Raw genomic sequence first — 15375 nt, forward strand, 5'->3', positions numbered from 1 at the left:
GTGTACTCCAAACCAGGTCTCGGCCGTTAACCCCGCAAATCGGATGTAAGCACTATATATCTTGCTCAGCCGCCTACAGGTAACATATAGCTTGAAAACGTGTAATAGATCTTGAGTCATTCGTTGAAGGCGGCGCTGGTTCCTGCATGATGGGCAGGTGCCCCCAGGTCGTCGCCAGATCTTCGCCGTCTCCGGCATCCTGCACCCGCCGCCGGGTGAACCGGCTCCGCGCCGCAGCGCACTGCTCGACCACGCGATCTCGTTGACCGGCGTGCCGGTGGCGAAGGTCTGCCTGGTGCCAACCGCCACCGGTGACCAGCCAGACGTGATCGAGTCCTTTTACGCGGCGGTCGGCGACGCCAAGCAGGTGATCCCGTCCCACCTGCAGCTGTTTCCTCGGCCGAACGTCGACGACGTCGGGGCGTTCCTGCGCGAGCAGCAGCTGATCTGGGTGACGGGCGGCAGCGTGGTGAATCTGCTCGCTGTGTGGCGGGCGCACCGGGTTGACGCCATCCTTCGCGAGTGCTGGGCGGCCGGTGTGGTGCTGGGCGGGGGCAGCGCCGGCAGCATCTGCTGGCACACCAGCGGGGTGACCGACTCGTTCTCCGAGCGGCTCGACCCGGTCACCGACGCGTTGGGGTTGTTGCCGTACAGCAACGGCGTGCATCACGACCTGGCGGACCAGCCGCGTCGGAGGCGGTACCTGGAGTGCGTCGCGTCAGGCGACCTGCCGGCCGGGCACGCCACCGACGACGGAGTCGGCCTGCACTACGTCGGTACCGAACTGGTCGAGGCGGTCAGCAGCCTGCCCGGCGCCGGGGCGTACCGGGTAGAGCCGGGCGAACGGCACGGGACAGTGGTGGAACGGTCGATCCCGACCCGGCTGATCGGTGCCGCCCGGCGGACGTGAGCCGGGACCGGCGGGATGCTCGACGCCGTTGGCGTCAACCCGCTAAGCCATGATCAATCATGCCGTGACCCGGCGGTTCGCATGCAGCCCGGCACGGAGTTCGTCGTCGCTCATCACCAGGTAGACGAGGCCGCAGTCGGCCGGACCGGTGGCACCGGGCAGGCACAGCGTGCAGGGCTCGCCCGGCCGGATCGGGCATTTCGCCTCGGGGCGTCGGTGGTGCACTCGCGCGGTCATACCCTCACGGTCCCGGGTCGACGCGGCCGGCGGCAGGGCCGGACGGCACCCGGCGAGCCGGACCTCAGGCCTGGGACGGGGCGCCACGGTAGGTGCCCGGCCGTACTACTGTGCCGACGGCGGCGCGCGGCGGAAGAGATGGGTGGCATGGGATTCGGGGCGAACTGGTCGCTGCGCGACCACGACGGCGTGCTGCTGGCTGATCTGGCCGTGACCGACGGCGACTTCCCCTGGTTGTACGCCACCTTCCGGCCGACCGAGTCGTTCGCGCCGCTGCGGCCGATCTTCGACGCGGAGCTGCGGGCGATGCGGGTGGTCGAGGACGGTCCGGACGACGGCGCCTGGGAGCGGGCGTACCAGCAGGTTCGGGCCGCGGTCGTGCTGATCGACCCGGACGGGGCGGCGGTGCCGGAGTTCCTGCTGCACGTCGAGGGCGACGAGGCCTGGTGGCGGTGGAGCGACGAACCGTTCGACGAGGACGACGAGGACGGACCGTTCGACGAGGACGAGAAGGACGGCGGCAGCGACGGCGGCGGCGAGCCTGTCTCCGGGAACCAGACGGGCGACCGGTGATCCGCCGACGGGCCGGTGCGCTGCTGCTGGCGGCGGTGCTGCTCGCCGGCTGTGCCGGTCAGCTGCCGCAACCGGGTCCGCAGCCACCGGACAACGATGTGGCACCCGTTCCCACGCCGACGCCGGTGCCGTCGGCGGACCCGTCACCTGACTGCCCGGACTCCGGAGCGCTGCTCAGTCTGGGTGCGGTGGACGCCGCGATGGGTCTGCGGGCGATGCCGATTCGGCTGGTCAAGGGTGCCGAGGAACCGGTGCACGTCGACGGCTTCCCGGAGCTCACGGTCCTCGACGGGCAACTGCAGCCACTGGCGGTCGAGGTGATCGAGGGTGCCGAGGTGATCGCCCGGGTCGACACCGTGGCCGGCAGCCCTGTTCCGGTCACGGTGCAGCCGGGCGAGCGGGCCGGCGCGGTCCTGGTCTGGCGCAACACCGTGGACGATGTACGGGTGCCGCCGACGCACGGCAGCTTCCTGGCCGTGGCGCCGGCTGCGGGCGTACCGGCGCAGGTGCTGGAGCCCGACGGCGGCCTCGACATCGGCACCACCGGCCGGGTCGCGGTCAGTCCGTGGGCCCCGGTCGACTGATCGCCGCCTGCAGGTCAGCGCGGCCACCGATCATTTGAGCGACTGCTCAAACTCGTGCTAACCTCTCAGTTGAGCGTTCGCTCAAACCAGGGAGGTCTGGCGTGCTGTACATCGAGACGCTGATCCAGGCCCCGGTTGACCAGGTGTGGCGGTACACCCAGGACCCGGCCCGGCACGCCCGGTGGGACCTGCGCTTCACCCGGATCGAGCCGTACGGGTCGCAGGGACGGTTCCGGTACGCCACCCGGCTGCTGCCCGGCCTGACCGTCGCCGGCACCGGACAGTCCACCGGCGAGCGCCGCCGACCCGACGGCTCCGCTGCCTCCGCGTTGCGGTTCACCTGCGACCACAAGCTGTCGCTGATCCGAGCCGGCCACGGCTTCTGGCGCTACCAGCCGACCCTCAACGGCGTCCGGTTCTGGACCGGCTACGACTACACGCCCGGGTGGGGTCGCCTCGGCCCGCTCGCCGACCGGGCCTTCCGCCCTGCCTTCGGCTGGGCTACCGCGTGGTCGTTCGACCGGCTGCGACTGTGGCTGGAGCAGGGCGTACCGCCGGAGCGCAGCCGCGACCGGGCACTCGCCGAGGTCACCGCCCGGCTCATCCTGGTGGTCGCCGCCGTCGCGCTCGATCACCGGCTCGCGCTGGTGGCCGTACCGCTGGTCGCGCTCGCGCCGCCGCTGCCGACCACCCCGGCGGCCCGACGGTGCCGGCCGCGCCGCTACCGGCGGGCCGCCACCCGTGTGACCCGGGCAGTGCCCCGGTGACCTCGATCTTCCGACAGGCGCTCGGTGCCGACTTCGACCGGCTGCACCCGCGACTGCGGCAACGCTTCGGGATCAGCAGTCAGGAGCGGACGAGCTGCGTCGGCACCGGGGTGATGGACCGGATCTGGCACGGCCCGGCGGTCACCGTGCCGTTGCTGCGCCTCGGCGCGACCCGCCACATCCTCTTTCCCGAGCAGGGCGCCGACGTCCCGTTCAGCATCGGCAACTACGCGTACCGGGACAGCTTCGGCCGGGAGACGGTCACCTTCGTCCGCACCTTCGACGTCGCCGCGCACCGTCGCCGTCGGTTCGACGCGACGATGGTCTACAGCCCGGCCCGGTCGGCCATCGTGGACTATCTCGGCACCCATCAGCACTACGCGGTGCTGCTGAGCCTCGCCGTCGACCGGCGCGGCGGGCTGGTGGTCCGTACCGGCGAGCAGCGCTACGCCGGCCGGCGTTTTCCCCACGCCCTGTCCGGCTGCGCCGAGGTCCACGAGTGGTGGGACGGCTCCGACGGGTGTTTCCGGATCGAGGTACGGGTGACCAACCGCTTCCTCGGCCCGGTGTTCGGGTACCGGGGCCGGTTCACGGCACAGTACGTGGACACGGGGACGGCCCCGGTACCCGCTGCGGTGCGCCCGCTGCGGGAGAATGCTCGGGTATGAACAGTGCCCCCACCTCCACCAGGCAACGGTTGATGGACGGGGCGGTGCAGGCGATCCGCAGGTACGGCATCGCCGGAGTGTCCGCCCGTACCGTCGCCGGCTGCGCCGGAGTCAACCAGGCGCTGGTCTTCTACCACTTCGGCACCCTTGACGACCTGCTCGTCGCGGCCTGCCAGACGGCCACCGCCGAGCGGGTGGCCGACTACCGGGACCGGTTCGCCGCCGTACGGTCCCTCGGCGAGCTGCTCGACCTGGGCCGTGAACTGCACGAACAGGAACGCGAGGCCGGCAACGTCGCGGTGCTGGCCCAGGTGTTGGCGGGTGCGCAGACCGACGAGCGGCTCGCTCCGGCTGCGGCGGCCGCGCTGCGGCTGTGGACCGACGAGATCGAACTGGTGCTCCGCCGGGTGCTGGCCGGATCGCCGTTGGCCGGGTTGGCGGACCCGCCTGGCCTGGCCCGCGCCGTCGCCGCCGGGTTCATCGGCCTGGAGCTGTACGAAGGGGTCGACCGGCCCGGCGCCGACGACGTGTTGGCCGCGTTGGAACAGTTGGCGGTGCTGGTCGACGTCGTCGACGACCTGGGGCCGGTCGCCCGCCGGGCATTGCAGGGCAGGCTCGCCCGCCGCAGCCGGGGTCGGGCCACGCCGGGCAGCCGGAGCTGACGCGCGGTGGGATCCGGCGGACGGGCGGGCCGGAGCTGACGCGCGGCGGCGCCCGGCCGGCCGGGTCACAGCGGCCCCAGCACGCTGCCCGGGTCCGCGTCCAGCGTCAGCGTCTCCAGCACCGTCAGCAGTTGGCGTTCCTCGTACCTGAAGTGGGACTCCATGATCGCGGCCAGGCCGTCCAGGTGCCGGTCCAGCTCGGCGGGCGGCGCGGCCCGCGCCACGGCGGCCTGTAGCCCGCTCAGCAAATACGCGATCATCGAGTGGTCCTGCCGCAGGTTGCGCAGCGTGTCCTGCAGCTCGGGATGCTGCGCGGCGATGGCCGGGAACAGTCGATCGTCCTCGCCCTCGTGGTGGGCGGTCAGGGCGGCGCAGAACCCGTGACAGAACAGCAGCAGATCCCGGGTCGCCGACTCCGCCGGCCGGCCGGCGGCCAACGCCTCCCGGGTAACGGTCAGCGCCTCCCGGAGCCGGTTGTGTACGCCGCGCAGTTCGCGGCTCCAGGCCACCAGCCTGGCTTCGTCGCCCTCACCCACGGGTGAAGGGCGAAGGAACGACGGTCGTCAACGTCGTGCTCCCTCCGGTCCGGCGCCTCCATGCCTGACACGGACTGCCACCGGCACGCGACGCTGCGGCGAGGTTACCAGATGTGGCCCCGGACCGACCGGCCTGGCCGGACCGGTCAGTCTTGTAGACAGAGGACTGTGACCAGGTTGTCGCCGTATTTACGATGGCAAACTTGGCGGGCGGTGATAAGGTTACTGTACGGCGACTCACGGGGAGACAGATCATGCTTCGACTTGAGCCATGTGCATTCATTGTCCGGTGACCCGGCCAGCGATTCGACGCTGTTTCGCTTGGCGGTCGACGGCCGCGCCGGCCGGCCCGCGCTGTCGTAGCCTCGGTCAGCGGTAACTGACCTATCGGTGGCCGGATTCCGGCCACGAGGAATCAGCGGTTCGTCGCGTTGCGCGACGTGCCTGGTGCCCGCGCCCGCCAACCGGCCAAGCCGGTCTGCGGTGCAGTCCATCTGTGTGCAATCCGCGGCCAGCGTCACGCCCTGGTCGGGACCCGACCGCCTGTCGTCGGGCTGCCGGCACTTGCCGGGCCGATGCCGGGTAACCGTTGTCGACCACTACCTGTTCCGTCTGATCGGCGCGATTCCCGACACCGTCCGGAGAGTCGCAGCTGATCGCTGTCTGCCAATGGCAGTTCCGTCGGATTCTGCCTGTCGACGTCAGCGGAGGTGATGTGTGATGGAGACCGACTGACCCGTTTCGACCGTTCCGATCCTGCGTCACGGCTGAAGTGCCGGAAACCACTGGATGCCGTACGCGAGATACAGTTCCGGATCGTCGAAATCCGTGAACACCTCGCCGACCGCGTCCGGCTGCAGCAGTTCACTGCCGGGCTGCGGTGTGTCCAGTAACCGAACGGGCTCCCCGGTCACTCGCCGCACCCACTTGGGCAACCGGTCCGGGTCGAATCTCACTCGCAGCTCGAAGCGCCGGCACCGTCGGGTAGCCGTCAACACGTAGTGCGGTGAGGCGATCTGGCTCGGCCCCAGCCGGGTGACCACACTGAAGTCGCACGACTCACCGGCGGCGAGTGGCCGGGGCAGGCCCACGACCAACTGTGACCGCTGCGGCAGCGGTCGTTCGTGCCTGATCAGCCGCCCACCCCAGTGCACGTCTGCCCGGATGTCGAGCCCGTCGCTGCCTGGTGGGCAGGGCAGCGACATACCGAGCACGACCTCGTCGACGCCGTCCCGGTCGGCGACGATCCGCCGTTCCTCGTACGCCTCCATCGTCGGGGTGTCCAGCCGGACCAGCACCCGCAGCCCGGCGACGTGCCAGCCGGCGCCGACCGGGCTGGAGCTGCGCCGGCCCAGCTCCTGGCCGATCGCCTCGGCCAGCAGCACTTCCGCTTCGTTGATCCGGCGCAGCGCGGTCCGGTCCTCGCGACCCAGCCGTCGGGCCAGCCAGGCGACCCGGCCACGGAAATGCGCGTCCTGCGCCTGCGGGTGCAGCCCCAGCGCGACCCTCGCCGCCAGCGCCATGTCGTCCGGTAGGCGTCGGACCTGGCTGTTCAGCTCGGCGATCACCCGCTCGCGCAACTCAGCGGGCTCGTCGTCGCGGTTCACCGCACTGTTGCCGCAGAGCGTACGCAGGTGGTCGCCGAGCCGACCGGACAGATCGGGTGCCGACACACCGCGACCGGCCCGCAGGGTGCGCAGCTCCGACTTGACCTCCACAGCGGACACGGATGTCACCGTCCTTCCTGGGCGAGTCACCTTGTCCTCGCCGTGACATCAGCACCAGATTCTGTCACGCGATGCGACTTTTGCGGACGTTCACCATGGCCGAGACTGGTTACAGCGGGATCCGGCGTGGTCCGCTCCTGCGCGGAAGGGCGTGAGCCGCCGTGCCTCCGTGTCCCGATCTGTGGGTGCCGGGACCGGTTCACGTGGTCGACGCGTGGACAACGGGGATGGCTCCGGTACCCGCAGCGGGGACAGCTCCGACGCCCGCAGCGGGAAGATCCGGCCACCCGGCCCGCCCCGCCGGACGGTCATCCACCGCCGGGCGGCTCCCCGTCGGCCGGGTCGAACAGGGACGACGGAGGCCCGGCCGCAGCCACGGGGCCGGGCCGGTGACTGGGCGGTGCCAACGGCCGCTCCGGCTGCCGGCTGAACAACCGTACGCCCGATCGCGCCGTGGTCGTCCGGACGGTGACCGGCAGGGTGACCATCCGCACCGGCTCAGGCGGGGCGGTGAAGCCACGACTGCCCCATCGGACCCAGATCGCCACTCGACCAGCGGCAGCCTCGGCGAGCAGTTTCTCCACCGTACGGTGCCGGTCGGTGTGGTCCACCTCGACCACCAGCGGCGGCGCGTCGGGTCGGGCACAGGCCACGTCGACGACCGAGTGCCGGCCCTGCATCGGCGGCGGCAGCGGCAGTACGCTGGCCGCCCGCCGGTACACCCGCCAGCCCTGCCCAGCACCCCACCGCACCACGGCGTCGATGATCGTCCTGGTGACCTGTTCGGTGCCGAGATCGGTGAAGGTCAGCGTGGCCAACTGGTCGCCCAGCCCGGCGGCCACTCGCGCCGCGTCGGCACCGTCGGTCACAACGGCAGCCAGGCGAGTACGTCCCGGATCTTGGCGTCCCAGTAGCTCCACACGTGGTCACCGGCTTCGAAGTCGACAGTGAGTGGAACGCCCCGGGCGGCGCATGCGTCGCGGAACCGGACGTTGTCCGGGTACAGCACGTCCTCGGTGCCGCAGCACAGCCAGAGCTGTGGCAACGCCGTCGGGTCGGCCCGGTCGAGCACCGCGAGCAGGTCGTCGTCGCTGCCGGCGATGTCCTGCTCGCCGAAGACCCGCCGCATCAGCGGGTCGGTGGCGGACACCGACGGTCCGTGCTGGCGGGCGGCCACGTCGAGTACGCCGGACAGGCTGGCCGCCGCCGCGAACCGGTGCGGCTGGCGCAGCGCCCAGCGCAACGCCCCGTACCCGCCCATCGACAGGCCCGCGACGAAGGTGTCCTCCCGCCGTCGGGAGACCCGGAAGAACGAGTCGACCACGGCCGGCAGTTCGGTGGACAGGAAGGTCCAGAACGGCGCTCCGTGCACCTCGTCGGCGTACATGCTGCGGTGCACCTGGGGCATCACCACGGCCAGGCCGCGCTCCTCGGCGTACCGCTCGATGGAGCTGTACCGGGTCCAGGCGGTGGCGTCGTCGGTGAGCCCGTGCAGCAGATAGAGCACCGGGGGATCGGTGTCGCCGGCCCGCGCCGGAGCGCCGATCCGGGTCCTGGTGTGCTGGGGCAGCAGGACGGTCATCGAGGTGGCCTGCTCCAGAACGTCGGAGTAGAAGTCGACCCGCAGGTGTGCCATCCGCCCAGTGTGCCGGTTCACCGGACGGCGGCCTCCGGTCGGGTCAGTCGTTCCCGGCGCCGCGCCGTTCCCGACGGACCTGGCCCGGCGGTACCCCGTACGCCCGTTTGAAGGCCCGGCAGAACGCCGCCTCCGACTGATAGCCGAACCGGCGGGCGACGACCGGCAGCGGGTCCGCGCAGCGCTGCAGATGGTCGTGGGCCAGCTGCAGCCGCCAGGTCGCCAGGTAGCGGATCGCTGGTTCACCGACCAGCTCGGTGAACCGGGCGGCGAACGCCGACCGGGACATGCCGGCCTGCTGAGCCAGGGTGCTCACCGTCCAGTCCCGGTCCGGCTCGCGGTGCAGTGCGGTCAGCGCCCGGCCGATCTGGTCGTCGCGTAGCGCGGCCAGCCAACCCTGGCGCGCCTCCGGAGCGGCGTCCAACCAGGACCGGATCGCCTGGATCACCAGTACATCGGCCAGCCGGGTCAGCATCGTCTCACCGCCCGGTCGCAGCGCCTGTGCCTCCCGGGTGACCAGCCGCAACGTGCTGTGCAGCCACCCCGACTCGTCGTCGTCGAACCGGTCGAGATGCAGCACCGGCGGCAGCTGGGCGATCAGCCGCCGGGCGGCGACGTGGTCCGGGCGCAGCACCGCGTACGTCACCTGGGTGAGCTCGCCGCCGCCACCGTGCCGCATGATTTCGTACCGGTCGCTGAGCTGCTGCACCGGGATGTCGAACAACGGCCGCGTCGACGCGGCCGGGGCGCTGCGGAACCGGTGCGGGACACCGTCCGGGATCAGCGTCAGACTGCCCGGCCCGATCAGGTACGGCTGGGCGTCGCCCACCTCCAGCCAGCACCGGCCGGCGGTGACGACCTGCAACGTCATGCAGCCCGGCAGGGCGGGCACGTCGATGCCCCACGGGGCGGTCAGCTCGGCCCGGCAGTAGAGGGTGCCGGTCAGCCGGAACATGTGCAGGGTCTCGCCGAGCGGGTCGCTGATCGCCGGGATCGCGCAACCGGGTGTCGTCCACACCCTGCCCAGCTTCCCGGAGAGTTTGCCAACCGTCCACAAGCCTGGACGCTACGCAAAGAAATCAGGCATCACGATCATTGTTCCGCCGCCGACGCCCCGGCAGGCTGATCGGTAAGGCAGCACCCGCCCGGGTCGGACGATTCGCCGACCCAGGCGGGTGGCCAGCAGCGGACGGTAAAAGCCTGTCCGCGACACCCAGACCGAACGGGAGATCCCACGCCATGTCACGACCGTCAGTGCTCGTCACCGGGGCGACCGGCAAGACCGGCCGGCGCATCGCCGACCAGCTCACCACACTCGGCCACCCCGTGATCCGGGCCAGCCGCCAGGGCGAGCAGCCGTTCCACTGGGCGGAGCCGGCCAGCTGGCCCGCCGCGCTGCGCGGGGTGGACGCCGTTTACCTGTCGTACTCGCCGGACCTAGCCGCACCCGAAGCGCCCACCGTGGTCGAAAAGTTCACCGCCGCCGCCCGCGACGCCGGTGTCCGCAAACTGGTCCTGCTCTCCGGTCGGGGCGAGACCAACGCCGGCCGCTGTGAGGCGATCGTCGCCAGTTCCGGGCTGACCTACGGCATCGTGCGGGCCAGCTGGTTCAACCAGAACTTCACCGAAGGACACCTGCTCGGCCCGGTCCTGGCCGGGACGGTGGCCCTGCCCGCCGGCGAGGTGGCCGAGCCGTTCGTGGACGTCGACGACGTCGCCGACGTCGCGGTGGCGGTGCTCACCGACCGCCGGCACGACGGCCGGATGTACGACGTCACCGGGCCGCGCCTGCTCACCTTCGCGCAGGCGACGGCGGAGATCGCCGCGGCCAGCGGCCGGGCCGTGGGCTACCAGCCGGTCACCGCCGAGCAGTTCCATCTCGCCCTGGTCTCGCAGCTGGGGCCGGACTACGCGCGGCTGCTCACCGACCTGTGCGTGGAGGTGTTCGACGGGCGCAACGCGTCGCTCGGTGACGGCGTCGAGCGGGCGCTGGGCCGGGCCCCGCGGGACTTCGCCGACTTCTGCCGGCAGGCGGCCGCCGCCGGGGTGTGGCGGCGGTGACCACCGTCGCCGGCCAGGCAACCGACGCACCCCGCACCAGCACCCGTACCCGCAGCCAGAAGGTGATCCTCGGCGTCGCCGGCCTGGTCGTGGTCGGTATCGGGGGCGCGGTCCTGACCGCACCGGACGCCTTCCACGCCGGCAACGGCATCGACTTCGCCGGCAACAGCAGCCTGCTCAGCGAGACCCGGGCAGCCGGCGGGGCACTGCTGGCCACCGGGATCCTGGTCACCCTCGGGGCGTTCGTCCGCCGGCTGACCTTCGCCGCGGCGCTGATCGGGGCGACCGTCTATCTGGCGTACGGACTGTCCCGGCTGCTCAGCATCGCTCTGGACGGGATGCCGGCCACCGGTCTGGTCGCCGCTGCCGTCGCCGAGCTGGTCCTCGGCACGGCCTGCGGGTACGTCCTGCACCGTAACCGCCGTGCAGGTGCGAATCCGGCACCGTAACCGTCGCGCAGGTGCGAGTCCTGCCGGTAACCGTCGCACAGGTGCGCGCCCGGTCACCCCAACCGGGCGCGCCATGCGTCGAAGTCGTCGGCAAGCGGGTCGTCACCGGCCGCCCGGCAGCTGCCGGTGGCCACCTCCAGCAGCCGCTGCCAGACCGGCAGGTACGCCGCCGGTTCCGGCGGGGGCCGGCCGGGGGCGGCCCGGTACGCGCTGGCGAGCAACGCGTGCGCGGCCAGCGCCAGCCGCCGTCCGTCGGCGTACGCCGACGCCGTGGGCAGCACGTCGACGGCGACCGTCGCCAGCTGCACCGCCGCCTCCAACGACAGCCCGGACAGCCAGCGCATCGATGTGGTCCAGAGCAACGTCGGATCGCTGCGCGGCGTCGCCGTCTCCAGCGGTGTCGCCTGCCCGGCCCCGGCGGTGTGCCGCTGCGCCACCGCTGTCAGCGTCGGCTGGGCCGCCCGGTCCAGCCAGTCGTCGGCCGGCACCCACAGCAGGCCCCGGTCCCGCACGGTCGGCAGCACCAGCCGCGCCAGGCTGCGACCCATCTCCGGTGGGAACGGCACCGGGCCACCGGCCATCGAGAGCAGCCCGTCGACCACCCGCAACTCGGCCTCCAGCGCCTGCCGGGCCTGGCCCGGCGGGAGACCGGCGGCGATCACCGCCGCCGGTACGAAGCCCTCGACCACCCGGCCGTCGACGAAGTTCAGCAGTGCCGACACCACCGCTGCACTGTGTACGTACCCACTGTCGACGGTGCCGTCCGCGTCATTGCTGTCCGCGTCGTTTCCGTCTGCGTCGGGATGGCCGTAGTAGCCCAGCGCGGCGTTGGCCGAGGCGATCGCGAGGTGCGGGTCACCGTCCGGTGCCAGCGTCGCGGCGTTGGACGCCAGCACCCGGGCCAGGTCCCGGCGTCGCGGGTGGGCCGGATCGCCGCCGGTCACCGACAGATAGGCCAGGACCGCCGCGTCGGCGTCGACCTCCGCCGAGGCGGCCCACCCCGTACCGACTGGGCGAGACCACGGCGGGCCAGCACGTCGGCCAGCGTCAGCTCCGCGTCGGGCACGGCACCGACCAGCCCGGCGTACGCGCGTACCGCGTCGTCCAGCGCCGCCACCGCCGCCGCCGGATCCCGGTCGGCGAGGTACAGCGAGCCGAGCCGGTAGCACAGGCCACCCAGCCCGGTCCGCCGTCGCGCGTCGTCCGGCGCGTCGTCGAGCAGCTCACCGGCCAGGTCGACGGCCTGCCGCTGGCAGCGGACCGCCGCCGACCAGTCACCCCGCCGGCTGTGGTCGGCCGACTCGCCGACCAGCTCGTCGATGCGTGACTCGGGCGGCCGGTCCGGGACCACCGTCCGGGTCACCGCCCACTGCGCAGATCGTCCGGAACCACGTCGTCCAGACTGATCTGCTCGAACGTGGCGGTGCAGCGGTCACCGGTGGGCGACTGGGCGAGGAAGCCGGCCCGGGTCGGCGCATCGGCGGCACCGGTCAGCCGGAACAGTCGGGCGAACTGCCACGACATGCCGTCGAGTGAGTAGTGGAACGCGTACGCCGACCCCTTGCGCAGCACCCGGAGGTGGACGCTGGACGCTTCGACGGTGACCGCGTTGGCGTCGTCGGAGGTGCCGTTGGTCACCACGGTCACCACCATCGGCCGACCCTGCGGTGAGTATTCGAAGCACAGCTTCGCCCAGTGTTCCTCGTCGATACGCAGACACAGCACGCCGGCGTCGAACGCGGCCGTGAAGTCGACCGTGACCCGGGCGGAGAGCGCGAACTCGCCGTCCGGGCAGTCGAACAGCAGCGCCGGTGCGTTGTGGGTGCGGTACTCGCCGACCGGGTCGACGAACCAGTCGGTGCCGGCGCCTGCGGTGAGCGACAGGGCCTGCCGACCGGCGTGATGATCCGCTGCCACCGGCGTGTGCTGCCAGGCGAGCGGCGGCAGCCCGGCGATCGCGGGCGGCGGAGGTGCCTGCGGGGTCATCCTGCCTCCCGGCGGGGCATGTCGGTCTCGTCGGACGCGCACATCGATCTGGTCGGAACTGCAATGCTGCCACGGGCCGGCATCCCGCCGCTGGCCCGGCCCGTCGGCTCCGGTACCCGGCCGGCCTTGACCCCGGGCCGGCCTTGACCCCGGCTGGCCTTGACCCCGGCTGGCCTTGACCCTCGACCTGGTCGAGGCCGCAGAGTCCATGGACGTGGAGAGCGACATGCACAGCATCGGCGAGACGGCCCGCGCCAGCGGGCTGACCGTCAGCGCGCTGCGGTTCTACGACGCCGCCGGCGTGCTGGTGCCGGCCGCGGTGGATCCGCACACCGGCTACCGGTGGTACGCCGTGAGTCAGCTGCGCGCCGCCCGGCTGCTGGCCGGGCTGCGCCGGGTCGGCCTGCCGCTGGCCGAGATCACCGAGGCGGTCCGGGCGTTGCCCGACGTCACGGTGGCCCGGCGGCTGCTCGACGTGCACCTGCGCCGGCTGCAGGACGGCCTGGCCGATGCCCGTCGGGAGCTCTCCCGCATCCATGCCCTGCTCGATGCCGAGGAGAACCGAACCACCATGACCACAACCACGACCCGGGTCACCGTCGACGCCGCCGACCTGGCCGGCGCGCTGGACGCCGTACGGTTCGCCGTCGGCACCGACCCCGAGATTCCCGCCCTGGCCGGGGTGCACGTCGAGGTCTCCACCGACGCCGTACGGTTGGCCGCGACCGACCGTTACCGCATGGCGGTCGCCGAACTCGTCCCGACGGCGGTCGACGGCCCGGCGGTGACGGTCCTGGTGCCCGGCGGCTTCGTGACCGGCGTACGCAGCCAGGTCGACCGTAACCCGGTAGCGGAACTGGCCTTCGGTCCGGACGGCGTCGACGCCTGCGCGCCGGGCTGGCGGATCACCACCGACCCGCTGGACCACGACTTTCCCGACTACCGGCCGTTGCTGCCGGTCCGGGGCGCCGAGGGCCGACGGCAGGTCACCGTGGACGCCACCGAGTTGCGACGGGCGCTGGCACCCGACCGGGCCCCGGCGGTGGTACGCGAACACCTCGGCGTCGCCCACCCGGTCGCGGTGCTGGCGGCGACCGACGACGGTACCGTCGAATGCGTCGACGAGGCGGCCTGGCAGGCCGCACCGGATCGGTACGTCGCGGTGAACCGGGAGTTCCTGCTGCAGGCGGTGGTGGCCGCCGGCGGCGGTCAGCTGGTGCTGGAGCTGGACGGGCCGATCCGGCCGCTGGCCGTGCGACTGCCCGACGACGACCGGAGCTGTTCGCTGCTGATGCCGATCCGGCACTGACGTCGGCGCGGTCCGGCCCGGGACGGGGCCCAGGGCCGGACCGCGCCGCGCGCGGCAACCATCGTGCTGCCGCGCAGGGCGACCGCGAACTGCGCCAACGGAGGCAAGGTGCTCGGGGTCACCGGTGGCTCCACCGTGCAGGGGGCGCAGATCGTGACCTCGGACGACAACGGCCAGAACCACACGCTCTGGCGGTTCGTCTGACCCGTACCGGCTCGGGCCGGTCGCCCGTACCCGGGCGGCCGGCCCACCCGGCGGCCGGCCGGACTCGCGCAACCGGCCGCGCGGTCTCTGTCAGTGGTCGACGGTCCCGGCCGCAGCCATCACCCGCAGCGCGTTGGCGTCGACCCGCAGCCTGATCGGGGTCTCCCCGCACACCTCACCGTCGATCTCCACGGGCGCCGGCCGGTCCGTCTCGACCAGCAGCTCGCCGACCGCGAGGAACGGGTCGTGCCGCAGGGTACGCCGGTGGCCGGTCGCCGCGTTGCGTACCGTCGCACCCAGCAGGCTCTGCCGGGTCGCGCCGCCGACCGGGTACGCCACCAGCAGCCGGTCGTCGGCGTTGGCGTCCGCGGTGATCGGCCGGCCGGCCTGGTGACCGCCGTTGGCGACGTACAGCTGATGGGTCTGGAAGTCCCGGTTGCTGCTGGCGGTCCGGACGCTGACCCGTAGCGGACGGTGCCGGGCCATCAACGCCGCCGCCGTCGCCGGATAGGCGAACTTGCCGACCACCCGTTTCAGCCGGGGCGGAGTACGCAGCATCACCTCGGCGGACAGCCCGATACCGACGTGGTTGGCGAACGACAGATCACCGGCGAGGCCGAGATCGACGTCGATCACCTTGCCGGAGCTGATGACGCGGACCGCCGCGTCCAGGTCGATCGGGATCCCGAGGGTACGGGCGAAGTTGTTGGTGGTGCCCAACGGCAGCAGCCCGAGCGCGATGTCGCGGTGGGCGAGCAGCCGGGCGGCGGCCCCGATGGTGCCGTCCCCGCCGCCGGCGATCAGCAGGTCCGGGGCCATCCGGACCGCCTCGTCCAGGCTGCTCTCCAACTCACCGGGCTCGTCGACCGGGTAGCTGGCGATCAGCTCGAAGCCGGCGTCGGTCAGTCTGCGGGCGGCGTCGGTGTAGAACCGGCGGCCCCGGCGGGACCTGGCGTTGACGATCAGCACCGCCCGCCGTTGCTGCCGGATGGCGTCGGTCAACTCCTGCTTGGTCCGCACGGCCAGACCTTATCCTCACCGGCCGCGCGACCCCCTGGCCCGGGGG

At 72.2% G+C, this 15375-nt stretch carries 20 protein-coding genes; 10 read left to right on the forward strand and 10 right to left on the reverse strand.

Annotated features, from left to right (window positions below; genetic code table 11):
* Nucleotides 1–157 precede the first annotated feature (157 nt).
* Entirely contained in the window at nt 158–910 is a 753-nt protein-coding gene (locus O7553_RS02325) for a peptidase E (RefSeq protein ID WP_281553243.1), read from the forward strand.
* 57 nt (nt 911–967) lie between these two features.
* On the opposite strand, the gene O7553_RS02330 is transcribed toward O7553_RS02325, so the two are convergent.
* Nucleotides 968–1147, reverse strand: a complete 180-nt coding sequence (locus O7553_RS02330; protein ID WP_281553244.1) for a DUF6767 domain-containing protein — start codon at nt 1145–1147, stop codon at nt 968–970.
* 147 nt (nt 1148–1294) lie between these two features.
* On the opposite strand from O7553_RS02330, the gene O7553_RS02335 reads away from it, so the two are divergent.
* The 5 genes from O7553_RS02335 (at nt 1295) to O7553_RS02355 (ending at nt 4401) form a co-directional block, all read left to right on the forward strand.
* On the forward strand, nt 1295–1720 hold the full coding sequence (locus O7553_RS02335; protein WP_281553245.1) for a hypothetical protein: 426 nt from the start codon (nt 1295–1297) through the stop codon (nt 1718–1720).
* Entirely contained in the window at nt 1717–2304 is a 588-nt protein-coding gene (locus O7553_RS02340; RefSeq protein WP_281553246.1) for a DUF4232 domain-containing protein, read from the forward strand. The genes O7553_RS02335 and O7553_RS02340 overlap by 4 nt, the downstream gene beginning before the upstream one ends.
* Before the next feature lie 101 nt (nt 2305–2405).
* Complete coding sequence (locus tag O7553_RS02345) at nt 2406–3071, forward strand: SRPBCC family protein (protein WP_281553247.1); 666 nt, start codon at nt 2406–2408, stop codon at nt 3069–3071.
* Nucleotides 3068–3739 (forward strand): DUF4166 domain-containing protein, encoded by a 672-nt coding sequence (locus O7553_RS02350; protein ID WP_281553248.1) that lies wholly within the window; start codon nt 3068–3070, stop codon nt 3737–3739. The genes O7553_RS02345 and O7553_RS02350 overlap by 4 nt, the downstream gene beginning before the upstream one ends.
* Complete coding sequence (locus O7553_RS02355; RefSeq protein WP_281553249.1) at nt 3736–4401, forward strand: TetR/AcrR family transcriptional regulator; 666 nt, start codon at nt 3736–3738, stop codon at nt 4399–4401. Before O7553_RS02350 ends, O7553_RS02355 begins: the two co-directional genes overlap by 4 nt.
* A gap of 65 nt (nt 4402–4466) precedes the next feature.
* Here O7553_RS02355 and O7553_RS02360 read toward each other — a convergent pair whose 3' ends face one another.
* The 5 genes from O7553_RS02360 to O7553_RS02380 all read right to left on the reverse strand — a co-directional run bounded on the left by O7553_RS02360 (nt 4467) and on the right by O7553_RS02380 (nt 9357).
* On the reverse strand, nt 4467–4937 hold the full coding sequence (locus tag O7553_RS02360) for a hemerythrin domain-containing protein (RefSeq protein WP_281553250.1): 471 nt from the start codon (nt 4935–4937) through the stop codon (nt 4467–4469).
* Nucleotides 4938–5698: 761 nt separating this feature from the next.
* Nucleotides 5699–6673 (reverse strand): hypothetical protein, encoded by a 975-nt coding sequence (locus tag O7553_RS02365; protein WP_281553251.1) that lies wholly within the window; start codon nt 6671–6673, stop codon nt 5699–5701.
* A 299-nt stretch (nt 6674–6972) separates the two neighbouring features.
* The gene (locus O7553_RS02370) at nt 6973–7533 is read right to left on the reverse strand and encodes a hypothetical protein (RefSeq protein ID WP_281553252.1); all 561 of its coding nucleotides are present in this window, start codon (nt 7531–7533) and stop codon (nt 6973–6975) included.
* The gene (locus O7553_RS02375) at nt 7530–8300 is read right to left on the reverse strand and encodes an alpha/beta hydrolase family protein (protein ID WP_281553253.1); all 771 of its coding nucleotides are present in this window, start codon (nt 8298–8300) and stop codon (nt 7530–7532) included. The genes O7553_RS02370 and O7553_RS02375 overlap by 4 nt, the downstream gene beginning before the upstream one ends.
* Before the next feature lie 43 nt (nt 8301–8343).
* On the reverse strand, nt 8344–9357 hold the full coding sequence (locus O7553_RS02380) for an AraC family transcriptional regulator (RefSeq protein WP_281553254.1): 1014 nt from the start codon (nt 9355–9357) through the stop codon (nt 8344–8346).
* Nucleotides 9358–9539: 182 nt separating this feature from the next.
* Between O7553_RS02380 and O7553_RS02385 the strand changes: the two genes are divergently transcribed.
* Both O7553_RS02385 and O7553_RS02390 read left to right on the forward strand, forming a co-directional pair.
* Nucleotides 9540–10361 (forward strand): NAD(P)H-binding protein, encoded by an 822-nt coding sequence (locus tag O7553_RS02385; protein ID WP_281553255.1) that lies wholly within the window; start codon nt 9540–9542, stop codon nt 10359–10361.
* Nucleotides 10358–10810, forward strand: a complete 453-nt coding sequence (locus O7553_RS02390) for a DUF4345 domain-containing protein (RefSeq protein WP_281553256.1) — start codon at nt 10358–10360, stop codon at nt 10808–10810. The genes O7553_RS02385 and O7553_RS02390 overlap by 4 nt, the downstream gene beginning before the upstream one ends.
* A 53-nt stretch (nt 10811–10863) precedes the next feature.
* Here O7553_RS02390 and O7553_RS02395 read toward each other — a convergent pair whose 3' ends face one another.
* From O7553_RS02395 to O7553_RS02405, 3 genes are read right to left on the reverse strand one after another with little or no spacing between them, the layout of a single operon-like run.
* Complete coding sequence (locus O7553_RS02395; protein WP_281553257.1) at nt 10864–11754, reverse strand: hypothetical protein; 891 nt, start codon at nt 11752–11754, stop codon at nt 10864–10866.
* Nucleotides 11751–12173 carry a hypothetical protein gene (locus tag O7553_RS02400; protein WP_281553258.1) on the reverse strand — a complete coding sequence of 141 codons (423 nt, stop codon included), beginning with the start codon at nt 12171–12173 and terminating at the stop codon, nt 11751–11753. Before O7553_RS02400 ends, O7553_RS02395 begins: the two co-directional genes overlap by 4 nt.
* Nucleotides 12170–12796 carry a DUF1349 domain-containing protein gene (locus O7553_RS02405; protein WP_281553259.1) on the reverse strand — a complete coding sequence of 209 codons (627 nt, stop codon included), beginning with the start codon at nt 12794–12796 and terminating at the stop codon, nt 12170–12172. The genes O7553_RS02400 and O7553_RS02405 overlap by 4 nt, the downstream gene beginning before the upstream one ends.
* Before the next feature lie 226 nt (nt 12797–13022).
* On the opposite strand from O7553_RS02405, the gene O7553_RS02410 reads away from it, so the two are divergent.
* Complete coding sequence (locus O7553_RS02410; RefSeq protein ID WP_281555432.1) at nt 13023–14105, forward strand: MerR family DNA-binding transcriptional regulator; 1083 nt, start codon at nt 13023–13025, stop codon at nt 14103–14105.
* Nucleotides 14106–14168: 63 nt separating this feature from the next.
* Entirely contained in the window at nt 14169–14309 is a 141-nt protein-coding gene (locus O7553_RS02415; RefSeq protein WP_281553260.1) for an RICIN domain-containing protein, read from the forward strand.
* Nucleotides 14310–14399: 90 nt separating this feature from the next.
* Here the strand turns inward: O7553_RS02415 and O7553_RS02420 are convergent, their stop codons facing one another.
* Complete coding sequence (locus O7553_RS02420) at nt 14400–15329, reverse strand: YegS/Rv2252/BmrU family lipid kinase (RefSeq protein ID WP_281553261.1); 930 nt, start codon at nt 15327–15329, stop codon at nt 14400–14402.
* Between the last annotated feature and the right edge of the window lie 46 nt (nt 15330–15375).

Origin of the sequence: Solwaraspora sp. WMMA2059 (genome assembly GCF_027497315.1) — a bacterium.
Classification (GTDB): domain Bacteria; phylum Actinomycetota; class Actinomycetes; order Mycobacteriales; family Micromonosporaceae; genus Micromonospora_E.